Source organism: Streptomyces fildesensis, assembly GCF_016107395.1.
Classification (GTDB): Bacteria; Actinomycetota; Actinomycetes; order Streptomycetales; family Streptomycetaceae; genus Actinacidiphila; species Actinacidiphila fildesensis.
The window spans coordinates 152,887-165,989 of record NZ_JAAIKO010000002.1 but is presented as its reverse complement, the minus strand read 5'-3'; the positions used below and the strand labels follow the sequence as shown (position 1 = coordinate 165,989).

The window sequence follows — 13,103 nt, the reverse complement described above, 5'->3', positions numbered from 1 at the left end:
CACCGCATTCGGGGAGGGGCCGGTCCGTGGTTGGCCGCGCCCCAATGAACAGGCCGAGGAGAACCGGGTGACGACCTATGACGCGCGAGCCAGCCTCAGCGATCTGACCACGACGGCGGAGCGGGTGCGCCGGTCCGTGGAGAACGTGATCGAGGGCAAGCCCGAGGTCGTACGGCTTTCGCTGACCGTGATGCTGGCAGAGGGGCACCTCCTGATCGAGGATGTGCCGGGGGTCGGGAAGACGATGCTGGCCAAGGCGCTCGCGCGGTCCATCGACTGCTCGGTGCGGCGTATCCAGTTCACGCCCGACCTGCTGCCCTCCGACATCACCGGAGTGAGCGTCTTCGACCAGCAGCGGCGGGACTTCGAGTTCAAGCCGGGGGCGATCTTCGCGCAGATCGTGGTCGGGGACGAGATCAACCGGGCCTCGCCGAAGACCCAGTCGGCGCTGCTGGAGTCGATGGAGGAGCGGCAGGTCACCGTCGACGGCACCACGTACGAGCTGCCCAACCCGTTCATGGTCATCGCCACCCAGAACCCGGTGGAGATGGAGGGCACCTATCCGCTGCCCGAGGCGCAGCGCGACCGCTTCATGGCCCGGGTGTCGATCGGCTACCCGAGCCCGGAGGCCGAACTGCAGATGCTCGACGTGCACGGCGGTACGCCGCCGCTGGACGATCTGCAGCCGGTGGCGCACGCCCACGAGATCGTGAAGCTGATCGAAGCGGTGCGGACGGTGCATGTGTCGGACCCCGTGCGGCGCTACGCCGTCGCCCTGGTCGGTGCCACCCGGCACCACCCGGACCTGCGGCTCGGCGCCTCGCCGCGCGCGACCCTGCACCTGGTGCGGGCGGCCCGCGCCTCGGCGGCGCTGGACGGCCGGGACTTCGTCCTGCCGGACGACGTGCAGACGCTCGCCCCCGCGGTACTGGCGCACCGGCTGCTGCCGACCGCGCAGGCACAGCTGAACCGGCGGACGCCCGAGCAGGTCGTCGCGGAGATCCTGCAGCGCACACCGGTCCCCGACCCGTCCGCCTCCCCGGCCACGGCGGCGTCCGCAGCGCAATGGCGGCAGGCGCAGAGCGCCCAGCCGCCCGGCGTCCGGGGCTTGTGATGTCCACCGACCCGCAGGCCGCGGGAGGTTTCCGTACGGCGTTGTCGGGGCTGACCACGCGCGGACGGTCCTTCTTCGCGGCCGGGGTCGCGGCGGCCATCTGCGCGTATGTGCTGGGGCAGCCGGACCTGCTGCGGGTCGGGCTGCTGCTGGCGGTGCTGCCGCTGGTCTGCGTCGCGGTCCTGTACCGCACGCGCTACCGGGTGGCGGGCAGCCGGCGGCTCGCGCCGTCGCGGGTGCCCGCGATGTCCGAGGCGCGGGTGCACCTGCGGGTCGACAACGTCTCGCGCATCCCCACCGGACTGCTGATGCTGCAGGACCGGGTGCCGTACGTGCTCGGGCCGCGGCCGCGCTTCGTGCTGGACCGGGTGGAGCCGGGCGGCCACCGCGAGGTGTCCTACCGGGTCCGCTCCGATCTGCGCGGGCGCTATCCGCTGGGGCCGCTGCAGTTGCGGCTGACGGACCCCTTCGGCATGTGCGAGCTGACCCGGTCGTTCAGCGCGTTCGACACCCTGACCGTGGTGCCCCGGGTGGAGCCGCTGCCCGCGGTCCGGCTCGCGGGCGAGGCGTCCGGCTACGGCGACAGCCGCACCCGCTCGCTGTCGCTGGCCGGCGAGGACGACGCTATCCCGCGCGGCTACCGGCACGGCGACGATCTGCGGCGGGTGCACTGGCGCTCCACCGCGAAGTACGGCGAGCTGATGGTGCGCCGCGAGGAGCAGCCGCACAAGGCCCGCTGCACCGTGCTGGTGGACACCCGGCGGCTCGCCTTCTACGGCGCCGGACCCGACTCCGCCTTCGAATGGGCGGTGTCCGGAGCGGCCTCGGTCTCGACGCACATGCTGGAGCGCGGCTACTCGGTGCGGCTGCTGACCGACACCGGCAGCAGCGTCCCGGGCCCCGAGGGCGGTTTCGGCGGCGACTCCTCCGACACCGCAGGAGTGCTGCTCGACACCCTCGCGGTGGTCGAGCACTCGGACGGCGGCGGGTTCTCCCGGGCGCACGACGTGCTGCGGGTCGGCAGCGAGGGGCTGCTGGTGGCCTTCCTGGGGGACCTGGACGAGGAGCAGGCGACGATCGTCGGACGGATGCGCCAGCGGGCCGGCGGCGCGGTGGCGTTCGTCCTGGACAGTTCCGCATGGGCGTCACGCGACGCCGTGGACCCGTACCCCGAAGTACCGGCGGCCGGCGGCGGCCCCGCGGCCTCCGGCTCCCCCGGTGGCTCCGGCGTGAACGGCGGCGACGGTCCGGGCACGGCCGCGGACACCGGTGCCCGGCGGGCCGTGCGGATGCTGCGCGAGGCCGGCTGGACGGTACTGCCGGTGCCGCCGGGCGAGGGACTGCCCTCGCTGTGGCAGCTGGCGGACCGGTACCGCTCGCGTGAAGAGGCGGGAGCGAGCTCATGAGCGGACGCGCACGGCTGACGGTCTGCGCCGCGGTGGCGTCGATCATGGCGGCCTGCTCCCTGCTGCCGCTGGCCACCCCGACCGGCTGGATCCTGCAGGCGGCCTTCCTCGTCACGCTCCAGTCCTGCGTCGGCGCGCTGGCCCGGCGGGTACCGCTGGCCAGGCCGCTGACCGTGCTGGCGCAGGCCCTGGTCAGCCTGCTGATACTGACCATGATGTTCGTCTCGAAGCAGGCGGTCGGCGGCATCCTGCCCGGGCCCAAGGCGTTCGTGGGGCTCGGCGACCGGCTCGGTGACGGACTGCGGGACGTCAGCCAGTTCGCCATCCCCGCCCCGGTGACCCCGGGCATCCGGCTGCTGCTGGTCGCCGGTGTACTGGTGATCGCGCTGGCCGTGGACGCGATGGCGGTGACGTACGGCAGCGCCGCCCCGGCCGGGCTGCCGCTGCTCGCGCTGTACTCCGTCGCCTCCGGTCTGGCCGGCAGCGGCAGCCGCTGGCTGTGGTTCCTGATCGCGGCGGCCGGCTATCTGCTGCTGCTCCTCGCCGAGGGCCGGGACCGGCTGTCGCGCTGGGGCCGGGTCTTCGGCGGCGGTCCGCCGTCCACCGGCTGGGCGGGCGCTTCGGGGACCCGGTCCGAGGGCTCGGTCGTGGCACCGGTCCGCACCGGCCGCCGGATCGGGGCGATGGCCCTGGGCATCGCGCTGATCGCCCCCGCCGTGCTGCCCTCGCTGGGCAGCGGGCTGCTCGACCCGTCGGGCACCGGCACGGGCCCCGGCTTCGGCGGTGCCAACTCCTCGTCGGTCAACCCGGTGGTGGCGCTGCAGGACAGCCTCAACCAGCCGACCAACCGCGAGGTCCTGTCGTATCGCACGAACGCGCCCAGCACGACGGACATGTATCTGCGCATCGTCGCGCTCGACAAGTTCGACGGCACGCAGTGGCGTTCCTCCGAGCGCCCGGTGACCGAGATCCCCGAGGTGTTCCCGGTCCCGGCCGGGCTGGGCCCCGAGGTGAAGTCGACCGAGGTCGTCACCTCGCTCGCCGCCGACGGGAACTACGCGCAGAGCTGGCTGCCGCTCCCCTACCCCGTCGAAAAGCTGAAGGTCGACGGCCGCTGGCGGTTCGACAAGGAGGGGCGCACGGTCGTCGGTGACCGCAAGCAGACGACCAAGGGCGTGAAGTACAAGGTCACCAGCCTGCTGGTGCAGCCGACGGTGGCGCAGCTCGCCACGGCACCCGATCCGGCGGCCACCTTCAAGCAGGAGTACACCCAGGTCCCGGACACCCTGCCGGAGGTGGTCAGCAGGACCGCGCTGGAGGTGACGCGCGGTGCGGCGAACCCTTACGAGCAGGCCGTGGCCCTGCAGAAGTACTTCCACTCCGGGGACTTCCGGTACAGCACGCAGGTCCGCTCGGGCACCGGGGTCGACGCGATCGCCAACTTCCTCCGGGACAAGCAGGGGTTCTGCGTCCACTTCGCCTTCACCATGGCGGCGATGGCCCGCACCCTGCACATCCCGGCCCGCGTCGCGGTCGGCTTCGCGCCGGGCAACGGGCCCCGGTCCGACGGCAGCGTCTCGGTGGGACTCCAGGACGCGCACGCCTGGCCCGAGCTGTACTTCGAGGGCGTCGGCTGGACCCGCTTCGAGCCCACCCCGTCCCGCGGCACCGCCCCCAGCTACACGGTGGACCAGCCGTCGAACCCCGGCGGCGGCCCGGTCGTCCCGGAGCCCGGCAAATCGGCGGCACCGAGCGTAGGCGCCTCGGCCTCGGCGAGCTGCTCGGTCAAGGACAAGGCGCTGGGCGACTGCACCCCGGTCGGCCAGGACACGGGCAGCGGACCGACCGACACCGGGATCAGCGCCGGCCGGCTGGCGGGCATCGCCCTGCTGGCGCTGGTGGTGGTCGGTGCGCCCCTGCTGCCGCTGCTGTGGCGCCGCCGTGAGCGGTCCCGGCGGCTCGGCGTCGGCCACGGCCAGGCGGACGGTGCCAGGACGCTCGCGGCCTGGCGGGAGCTCGTCGACACCGCGTGGGACTACGGGATCCTGCCCGACGACTCCGAGACACCGCGCCGGGCCACCGCCCGGCTGGTGCGGGAGGGCGAGCTCGACGAGGCGGCGGCGCTGGCCGCCGGACAGGTCGCGGCCGCCGTGGAGCAGGTGCTGTACTCGCCCAGGCCGCGGCCGGTGGCCGGGCTGGCGGCGGATGTGCACCAGGTACGGGCCGGGCTGCACCGGACGGCCGGGCGGCGCGGACGGCTGCGCGCGGTTCTCCTGCCACGTTCGGCCGCACGGGTGATCTGGCGGCTGTCGGAGCAGTGGTCGGTGGCGACGCGGCGCTGGTCGGCGGCCGTCCGGCGGGCCGCGGACGCGGTCCGGCGGCCGTCACGGCAGGCGTCCTAGGCCCGGCAGCGCGGGTACCGGGCGTCCGGGCCTACCGGGGCCGGACATGACGAGGGGCGCGGAACCGGTTTCCGGTTCCGCGCCCCTCGTCGTCATTCTGAGAACTGTTGAGAACCCTCTGCCTGGGCGGCGGCCGGGTGGGCCTAGCTTTCCTGCCCGTCCCTGCGGCGCTGCCAGCGTTCCTCGATCCGGTCCATGACCTTCCCCCTGCGACGGGGGTGGCCTCGGCCGGTGGTTGCGGCGGGCTGCTGCTCACCGGGTTTGCCGGCCTTCCGCCAGCCCGTGACCGCGAGCACGGCACAAGCCAGCATGACGAGGAAACCGACCACACTGATCCAGGGCTGCTGCTTGATCATTCCAGCCATCAGCAGCGCGATACCCACCAGGAAGCCCGCTACGGCTTGGTAGACGCGCCGCCGAGTATAGGTGCGCAGCCCGCTTCCCTCAAGCGCCGACGCGAACTTGGGATCTTCGGCGTACAGCGCTCGCTCCATCTGCTCGAGCATGCGCTGCTCGTGCTCCGAGAGCGGCACGGAGTCCTCCTACTCGTCGGTCGCGGGGGCGACCGGTCCGACCCTTATTCAAGGATAGGCAGGGATTCGCCCCCGTGAAACCCGCCCCACTACGCCAATCCGACGGGGGCTTCATTCCCCGTCCGCCGTTACGTCATGCCAGCATACGGTCCTGAACGGCTGACCGGGCGGCCTGTGACCGACTACTCCTGGCGCTGTGTCCGGTGGCCGGGTCAGCCGCGGTCCGCGAGGACGTGCAGTTGAGTGGCGATCGAGTGGAACGCGGGCTGCTCCGCGGCGGCCAGTTCCAGCTTGAGCAGCGCTTCCAGGGCGCCCGGCTCGGTGTCCACCAGCACGCCCGGGACCAGGTCGGCGAAGACCCGGACGCCGTGCACCGCGCCGACCCGCAGGCCGGCGTCGGAGACCAGGCGGGTCAGCTGCTCGGCGGTGAAGCGGCGCGGGAGCGAGTCCCCGTCGCCCCATCGGCCGTCCGGGTCCCCTATGGCGTGCTGGGCCTCGGTGAAGTGGCCGGCGATGGCCCGGGCCAGCACGGCGCCGCCGCGGCCGGCGGCCAGCAGGCTGAGCGCCCCGGCCGGGCGGAGCGCGCCGACGGCGTTGCGGATGCCCTCGCCCGGGTCGTCGACGTACTCCAGGACACCGTGGCACAGCACGACGTCGTAGCTGCCGGGCTCGACGACGTCGAGCAGGCCGTGGGTGTCGCCCTGGACGCCGCGGACCCGGTCGGTCACCCCGGCTTCGGCGGCCCGGCGTTCCAGCGCGAAGAGCGCGTCCGGGCTCGGGTCGACGACGGTGACCCGGTGGCCGAGGCGCGCCACGGGCACCGCGAAGTTTCCGGTGCCGCCCCCGGTGTCGAGCACGTCCAGCGGCTCTTCGGCGTCGCGGCCGCCGGCCTTGGCCTGCCGCTCCAGTGCGTCGCGCAGGACCTCCCAGACCACGGCGGTACGGAGGGACGCTCGGGGGCGGATCGGATCCACCACTCCTTCACGGGACATGGCGGGCGGCTCCTCGCGGACGACTGGCTGGAACGAGCGACTTCACTCTATCCGTGCGGTACCCCATGGCCGATCAATTGGCCTTCTGCTGCGGCAGGGCGGGCGGCAGGCCGTCGCGCAGTTCAGCGGGCAGGGTGGGCTGGAGCACCAGCATCCGTTCCACCAGGCGCAGGAACATGCCGGCGGCGCGCAGCAGATCGTCCGCGTCCCGCCAGGTGGCGGCGCCCTCGATGCCGGCTTCGGCGCGCGCCCGGCGGCGGGCGCCGTACTCGAACATGGCGCTCCATTCGCTGAGCTCCGGCGCGACTTCGGGCAGCACCTCCCAGGCGCTGCGTATCCGCTGTCGCCGCCTGGGGCCCGGCTCGGGCCGGCCCCGCACGGCCAGCACCGCGGCGGCGGTCCGCAGTGCGGCGAGGTGGGCGGTGGCGTAGCGCTCGTTGGGGGTTTCCAGGACGGCCGCCTCGTCGAGTCCGAGGTGGGCCTGGGTGAGCAGGTCGAGCGCGGCGGGCGGAGCCGCCGCACGGCGCAGCACGGGATGGATGTCGCTTACGTGAGCAGCCATGACGAGCCTCCTGTCTTCGTACGACACATAGTGGGGCACACCACTGACAATCGGCCCTGACCTGCGGAAATGCCCTTAGCACAGGTGTTCGCCCACCCCTGCGGCGGGCCCCTCCCCGCGATGCTGCATACTTGTCTTTTGTACTGACCAGTCAGTTCAAAAGAGGAGAGTGACTCGTGATCACCGCGGAGGGGTACGGGCTGCGCGGCCCGCGTGGGCGGGTGTTCGGGGAGGTGTCGTTCAGCGCGCCCGCCGGCACGCTGATCGCCGTCGAGGGCCCGTCGGGCACCGGCCGCACCTGCCTGATGCTGGCGCTCACCGGCCGCATGAAGGCCACCGAGGGACAGGCGGAGGTCCACGGACACCCCCTCCCCCGGCGCATGCCCGCTGTACGCCGGATCAGTGCTCTCGGTCCCGTCGACGGCATCTCCGCCCTCGAACCGGCCCTCACCGTCGCCGAGCATCTGCGCGAGAGGGTGCTGCTGCAGCGCAGGTTCGCCTCCCGCGCCGCGCGCGACCGCGCCGATGTGGCGGCGGCCCTCAAGGCCTCGGGGCTCGACCTGGACTCGCTGGTGAAGGGCGAGCGGACGGCCGTACGCGATCTGGAACGGCTGGAGGCACTGCGGCTGGGCGTCGCCCTCGCACTGCTGCCACGCCCGCAGGTGCTCGGGATCGACGACGTCGACCACAAGCTCGGCGACACCGACCGCGAGCTGGCCTGGTCGATGCTGCGCTCGGTCGCCGACGCGGGCACCACCGTCCTCGGCGTCTGCACCAGGGCGCCCGGGGACGCGCTCGTGGTCCCCACCCGGGCCACCGGGACCGCACAGGACACCACCGCCGACCTGACCGCCGACCTGACCACCGACCGGACCGCCGACGCGACCGAAGAGACCGAAGAGGTGGCTGTCGATGCGCGCACCGAAGCTCGCCGCGCTTGAGCTGAAGAAGTTCGGCCGGGGCCGGCTGCCGCGGGCGGCCATGGCCGCCCTCCTGCTGCTGCCGCTGCTCTACGGCGCCCTGTACCTGTGGTCCTTCTGGGATCCGTACGGGCGGCTCGACAAGATCCCCGTCGCCCTGGTGAACGCCGACCGCGGCGCGACCGCCGGCGGCAAGAAGATCGCGGCGGGCGACGAACTCGCCGCCAAGCTGCACGACACGGCCACCTTCGACTGGCAGGAGACGGACCCCGCCGACGCCACGAAGGGCCTGGAGAACGGCTCGTACTACCTGACGCTCACCATCCCCGCCGACTTCAGCGAGCGGATCGCGTCCAGCTCGGGCAGCCACCCGGAGACCGGCGCCCTGCAGGTGCGCACCAACGACTCCAACAACTACATCGTCGGGCAGATCTCCCGCAGTGTGTTCTCGCAGGTCAGGGCGGCCACCTCGGCCGGCGCCTCGCGCGGCTTCTACGACCGGATCTTCGTGTCGTTCGCCGATCTGCACGACAAGACGCAGCAGGCCGCGAAGGGCGCGTCCGACGTGGCCGGCGGCGCGGGCAGCGCCGAGCAGGGCTCGAAGGAGCTCGGCTCCGGCATCCGCAAGGCCGAGCAGGGCGCGGGCCGGCTCGCCGCGGGCCTCAAGGACGCCAGGAAGGGCAGCGGCGACCTGGCCACCGGTCTCACCACGCTCGACTCCGGCGCGGGCCAGGTCGCGTCCGGCACCCAGCGGCTCGTGGACGCGGTGAACGGCGCCTCCGACAAGATCGCGTTCGTGAAGGCCCACACCCGGGAGATCGGCGAGGTCTCCCGGGTCGTCGCCGACGGATCGCAGGCGATCAAGGACCATCTGGACACGATCGCCGCGCTGGCACCGGACGCCGCCAAGGCGTCCAGGACCGCCGCCGACCTCGTACGGCAGCAGTACACGAAGCAGTGCGCCGCAACCCCCGCCACCGGAGACTGCGTCGCGCTGAAGCGCGCCGCGGACAAGGCGGCCGAGGCCGCGACACTGGCCGAGCGGCTCAACGCGCAGGTCAGCGGCCCGGCGTCGTTCGACCAGCTCGCCACCGACCTGGGCAAGCTGCACGACTACGCCCAGGAACTGGCCGCCGCCGCGCCGCACCTGTCCTCGGACATCAACGGCGCAGTGAAGGACATCAACCGGCTCAACACCGGGGCCCACCAGGTCGCCTCGGGCGCCCACACGGCGGCCGGCGGCGCCCGCACCCTCGACAAGGGCATCGGCACCCTCTCCCAGGGCGCCGACACCCTCAGCGGCGGCATGTACCAGCTCGCCACCGGCAGCAACCGCCTCACCACCGGTCTGACGCAGCTCTCCACCGGCAGCGGGCAGCTCGCCACCGGTCTGCACGAGGGCGTCGACAAGATCCCGGACTACGACGCCCAGGAGCGCGACGCGCGCACCGCGGTGATGGCCGACCCCGTACAGCTCGCCTCGCAGTCCCTGCACCAGGCGTCCAACTACGGCGAGGGGCTCGCCCCGTACTTCATCCCGCTCTCTCTGTGGGTCGGCGCGATGGTCGGCTACATGCTCTTCCAGCCGATGAACCGCCGGGCGCTCGCCGCCGGGGCCGCGTCCTGGCGGATAGCGCTGGCTGGCTGGCTGCCGGTGGCCGCGGTCGGGGTGGCGCAGGTGCTGGCGCTGATGTCGGTGCTGCACTGGGTGGTCGGGCTGCAGATGGCCCGCGCCGCCGGCACGATCGGCTTCCTGCTGCTGGCCGCGGGCTGCTTCGCCGCCATCATCCAGTTCCTGGGCGCCCGGTTCGGCCCGGCCGGACGGGTGCTCACCCTGGCGATGCTGATGCTGCAGCTGACCTCGGCGGGCGGCACCTATCCGGTGCAGACCAGCCCCGGCTTCTTCGGTGCCATCCACCCGTTCCTGCCCATGAGCTACGTCGTCGAGGGGCTCCGCCACCTGATCACCGGCGGCGACCTCTGGCCGGTCTGGCGGGCCTGCCTGGTGCTCCTCGCCTTCACCGGCGCCGCACTGGCGCTCACCACCCTGACCGCCCGCGCCAAGCAGGTGTGGACCGTGGACCGGCTGCACCCGGAGCTGACCCTGTGAGCCGGGGCCGTCCCGGGCAGGGACAATCGACGCCATGACCACCGCACGTCGTCAGGCCACGCGGCAGAAGCTCTACGAGGCCGCCGTCACACTCATCGCCGAGCAGGGCTTCTCCGCCACCACGGTGGAGGAGATCGCCGAGCGGGCCGGCGTCGCCAAGGGCACCGTCTACTACAACTTCGCCAGCAAGAACGAATTGTTCGAGCAGCTGCTCCAGCACGGCGTCGGGCTGCTCACCGTCTCGCTGCGGGACGCCGCCGACGAGGTGGCGGCGCGCGGCGGCACCCGGGTCGACGCGCTGGACGCGCAGATCCGGGCCGGGCTGGCGTTCATCGCCCGCTACCCGTCCTTCACACAGCTGTACGTCGCCGAGCTGTGGCGGACCAACCGCGCCTGGCAGGACACGCTGATGCTGGTCCGCCAGGAGGCGGTCGCGGTGGTGGAGAAGGTGCTGCGCGAGGCGGTGGACAACGGGGAGCTCAGCGACGAGATCGACGTACCGCTCACCGCGTCAGCGCTCTTCGGGATGGTGCTGGTCGCCGCCCTGGACTGGCAGGCGTTCCAGTCGCACCGCAGTATCGACGACGTGCACTCCGCCCTGTCCCGGCTGCTGCAGGGCCGGGTCAGCGGCGACTCACGGCGGACCTGACGGTACGAGATGGTTGAGCGGACATGAGTGAGCGCTGTTCTGGCACGTCCCGATCCCCCTTCGGACCGTGCCAGAACAGCGCTACCCGTGCACCCCCGTTGCGTCCGGGCCGCCCCTGCTCCGCCGCCCCGTGTCGGCGGTACCGGCACCGCGCCCGTCCGTGCCCCTACCTTCCCCCGAACGGGGGCCGCGGCCCATCCGCGCTCCTACTCAAGTCTTCGTCTAGGTACCAGTACTCATAACTGCGTGGTTTCGCCTCCGCTCCCTGTGGACGGTTCGCTACGATCCGGACCATGTCGGTACTTCCGCTCGTGTTCACCAGCGGCTGGGCGAGCGGGATCAACGCCTACGCCGTGGTGTTCCTGCTCGGCCTGATGGGCGCGACCGGGGTCACCGACGAGGTACCCGCGTCCCTGGAGCGGCCCGATGTGCTGATCGTCGCCGGGGTGCTGTTCCTGTGCGAGGCCGTCGCCGACAAGATCCCGTTCGTGGACTCGGCGTGGGACGTGGTGCACACCGTCATCCGCCCGGTCGCCGGAGCGGTGGTCGCGGCGCTGCTCGCCGGGCAGAACGGTTCGCTGCCGGAGCTGGCCGCCGCCGCGATCGGCGGCTCGACGGCGCTCGCCAGCCACCTCGTCAAGGCCGGTACGCGGATAGCGGTCAACACCTCGCCCGAACCGGCCAGCAACATCGTCCTCAGCCTCGCCGAGGACCTCGGTGTCTCCGCGATCATCGTCTTCGCGCTCTTCCATCCGCTCGCCGCCGCGATCATCGCGGGCACGATACTGGTGCTCGGCATCATCACGGTCGTCTTCCTGTTCTCCCGGATCCGCCGCTTCCTGCGCCGCTGGAAGGCCCGGCGCGCGGAGAAGCGGCTGGTCGCGCCGACCTGAGACGACCTGCCGGACGGCGCTGTCGGTGCCGCCCGATACAGTCCCTGACATGGCACGGATCGCGGTAATCGGCGCGGGTATGGGCGCAATGGCGACGGCGGCCCGGCTGGCCGTCGGCGGCCACCGGGTGGCGGTCTACGAGCGCTCGGCGACGTACGGCGGAGCCGTCGGAAGGTTCGCCCGGGACGGCTTCACCTTCGACACCGGCCCTGGTCTGCTCCAACTGCCCGCCGTCTACCGCGATCTGTTCGTCAAGACCGGCAAGGAACCGCTGGAGAGCCGCGTCGGCCTGGCGCAGGTCGATCCGGCGAGCCGGCATCTCTTCCCGGACGGCACGGCCGTGTCGCTGCCGAACGCCACCCGCGCGGGCGTCATCAGCGCGCTGGACGGCGCGTTCGGTGCGGGCGCCGGTGAGCGCTGGAGTGAGGTGACCGGCCGGGCCCGCGAGGTCTGGGAGGCCACCCGCCGCCCGCTCCTGGAGGACGCCCTGGCGGCCGACACCACCCCGCTGGGCCGCGACCCCTACCCCGCCGTGCGGCGCGGGCTGTTCCGCCGCGGCGCCCCGTCCCTCGCCTCCGTCGCCGAACGCGAGCTGGCCGACCCCAGGGCGGCCGCCCTGCTGACGAGTTACGCCCTCGCGTACGGCTTCGACCCGCGCACCGTCCCGGCGAGCGCCACCGTGCTGCCGTACATGGAGCAGACCTTCGGCGCCTGGTACGTGAGCGGCGGTATGCGGGCCCTCGCCGACGCGGTGTACGAGCGGTGCCTGGCGCGCAAGGTCGAGTTCCACTTCGGCGCCGAGGTCCTCGGGGTCAGGACCGCGGAGGACGGCCGGGCCTGCGGTCTCGACCTCGCCGACGGGCGGCGGATCGACGCGGACACGGTGGTCGCGGGAGCCCCGCTGCCCGCTCCCGGGGAGCCCCACGCCGCAGGAGGCATGCCCGGCAGGTTCGTGGTGTGCCTGGCGCTGCGGGGTCCCCGACCGGCGGGCACCGCACACCGCACCGTGGTGCACGCGGCGGACGGCCGCGCGGAGTGGGAGTCCGTCTTCTCCGGCGCCGGGCCCTGTGACTCCCCGACCGTGACGGTGCTGCGTCCCGACGACCCGTCGACGGTCCCCGACGCGTCGCACGAGGCGGTGACCCTCCAGGTCACCGTGGCGACGACGGCCGGCGGGGCGGACTGGGCGGCGCCCGGCGCCGCCGCGGGCTTCGCCGAGCGGGTCGTGAAGGCCGCAGAGGCGGCCGTTCCGGGTCTGCGCGAGCGGGAGTTGTGGCGTGAGGTGCGCACCCCCGCCGACACCGAACGGGAGACCGGCGCCCCGGGCGGCGCGGTGCCCGGCCCCGCCCTGGCGGGCGCGGGCGGTCTGCATCTCCACCCGGCCAACCGCTCCGCCGTCCCCGGGCTGTACTCCGTGGGCGGCTGGTCGCACCCCGGCGGCGGCCTGGCGCACGCCGGCATGTCGGGCGCGATCGTCGCGGACCTGATCGCGGGCGGCCCGGGCGGCAGCCGCTAGGGCCAT

At 73.1% G+C, this 13,103-nt stretch carries 11 protein-coding genes; 8 read left to right on the top strand and 3 right to left on the bottom strand.

The window, feature by feature from the left end; all coding sequences use genetic code 11:
- Positions 1 to 67: 67 nt before the first annotated feature.
- The 3 genes from C6N31_RS04510 to C6N31_RS04500 are packed head-to-tail and all read left to right on the top strand — an operon-like array spanning position 68 to position 4,922.
- Positions 68 to 1,114, top strand: a complete 1,047-nt coding sequence (locus C6N31_RS04510) for an AAA family ATPase (protein ID WP_244809135.1) — start codon at positions 68 to 70, stop codon at positions 1,112 to 1,114.
- Positions 1,114 to 2,520 carry a DUF58 domain-containing protein gene (locus C6N31_RS04505; RefSeq protein ID WP_138356150.1) on the top strand — a complete coding sequence of 469 codons (1,407 nt, stop codon included), beginning with the start codon at positions 1,114 to 1,116 and terminating at the stop codon, positions 2,518 to 2,520. The genes C6N31_RS04510 and C6N31_RS04505 overlap by 1 nt, the downstream gene beginning before the upstream one ends.
- A complete protein-coding gene (locus C6N31_RS04500; RefSeq protein ID WP_198357159.1) occupies positions 2,517 to 4,922 on the top strand; it encodes a transglutaminase TgpA family protein in 2,406 nt (801 codons plus the stop codon). The genes C6N31_RS04505 and C6N31_RS04500 overlap by 4 nt, the downstream gene beginning before the upstream one ends.
- Before the next feature lie 143 nt (positions 4,923 to 5,065).
- On the opposite strand, the gene C6N31_RS04495 is transcribed toward C6N31_RS04500, so the two are convergent.
- The 3 genes from C6N31_RS04495 to C6N31_RS04485 form a co-directional block, all read right to left on the bottom strand.
- Positions 5,066 to 5,455, bottom strand: a complete 390-nt coding sequence (locus tag C6N31_RS04495; protein WP_138356152.1) for an SCO2097 family morphological protein — start codon at positions 5,453 to 5,455, stop codon at positions 5,066 to 5,068.
- 212 nt (positions 5,456 to 5,667) lie between these two features.
- Positions 5,668 to 6,432 carry a methyltransferase gene (locus C6N31_RS04490; protein WP_138356214.1) on the bottom strand — a complete coding sequence of 255 codons (765 nt, stop codon included), beginning with the start codon at positions 6,430 to 6,432 and terminating at the stop codon, positions 5,668 to 5,670.
- 88 nt (positions 6,433 to 6,520) lie between these two features.
- Complete coding sequence (locus C6N31_RS04485; protein WP_164296269.1) at positions 6,521 to 7,009, bottom strand: SAV_6107 family HEPN domain-containing protein; 489 nt, start codon at positions 7,007 to 7,009, stop codon at positions 6,521 to 6,523.
- A 176-nt stretch (positions 7,010 to 7,185) separates the two neighbouring features.
- Between C6N31_RS04485 and C6N31_RS04480 the strand changes: the two genes are divergently transcribed.
- From C6N31_RS04480 to C6N31_RS04460, 5 genes are all read left to right on the top strand, one after another.
- On the top strand, positions 7,186 to 7,950 hold the full coding sequence (locus C6N31_RS04480; protein ID WP_198357158.1) for an ATP-binding cassette domain-containing protein: 765 nt from the start codon (positions 7,186 to 7,188) through the stop codon (positions 7,948 to 7,950).
- Positions 7,922 to 10,039, top strand: a complete 2,118-nt coding sequence (locus C6N31_RS04475) for a YhgE/Pip domain-containing protein (RefSeq protein ID WP_198357157.1) — start codon at positions 7,922 to 7,924, stop codon at positions 10,037 to 10,039. The genes C6N31_RS04480 and C6N31_RS04475 overlap by 29 nt, the downstream gene beginning before the upstream one ends.
- A gap of 34 nt (positions 10,040 to 10,073) precedes the next feature.
- Entirely contained in the window at positions 10,074 to 10,688 is a 615-nt protein-coding gene (locus C6N31_RS04470) for a TetR/AcrR family transcriptional regulator (protein ID WP_138356155.1), read from the top strand.
- A gap of 293 nt (positions 10,689 to 10,981) precedes the next feature.
- Positions 10,982 to 11,581 carry a DUF4126 domain-containing protein gene (locus tag C6N31_RS04465; protein WP_138356156.1) on the top strand — a complete coding sequence of 200 codons (600 nt, stop codon included), beginning with the start codon at positions 10,982 to 10,984 and terminating at the stop codon, positions 11,579 to 11,581.
- Positions 11,582 to 11,630: 49 nt separating this feature from the next.
- On the top strand, positions 11,631 to 13,097 hold the full coding sequence (locus tag C6N31_RS04460) for a phytoene desaturase family protein (RefSeq protein WP_198357156.1): 1,467 nt from the start codon (positions 11,631 to 11,633) through the stop codon (positions 13,095 to 13,097).
- Positions 13,098 to 13,103: the final 6 nt, after the last annotated feature.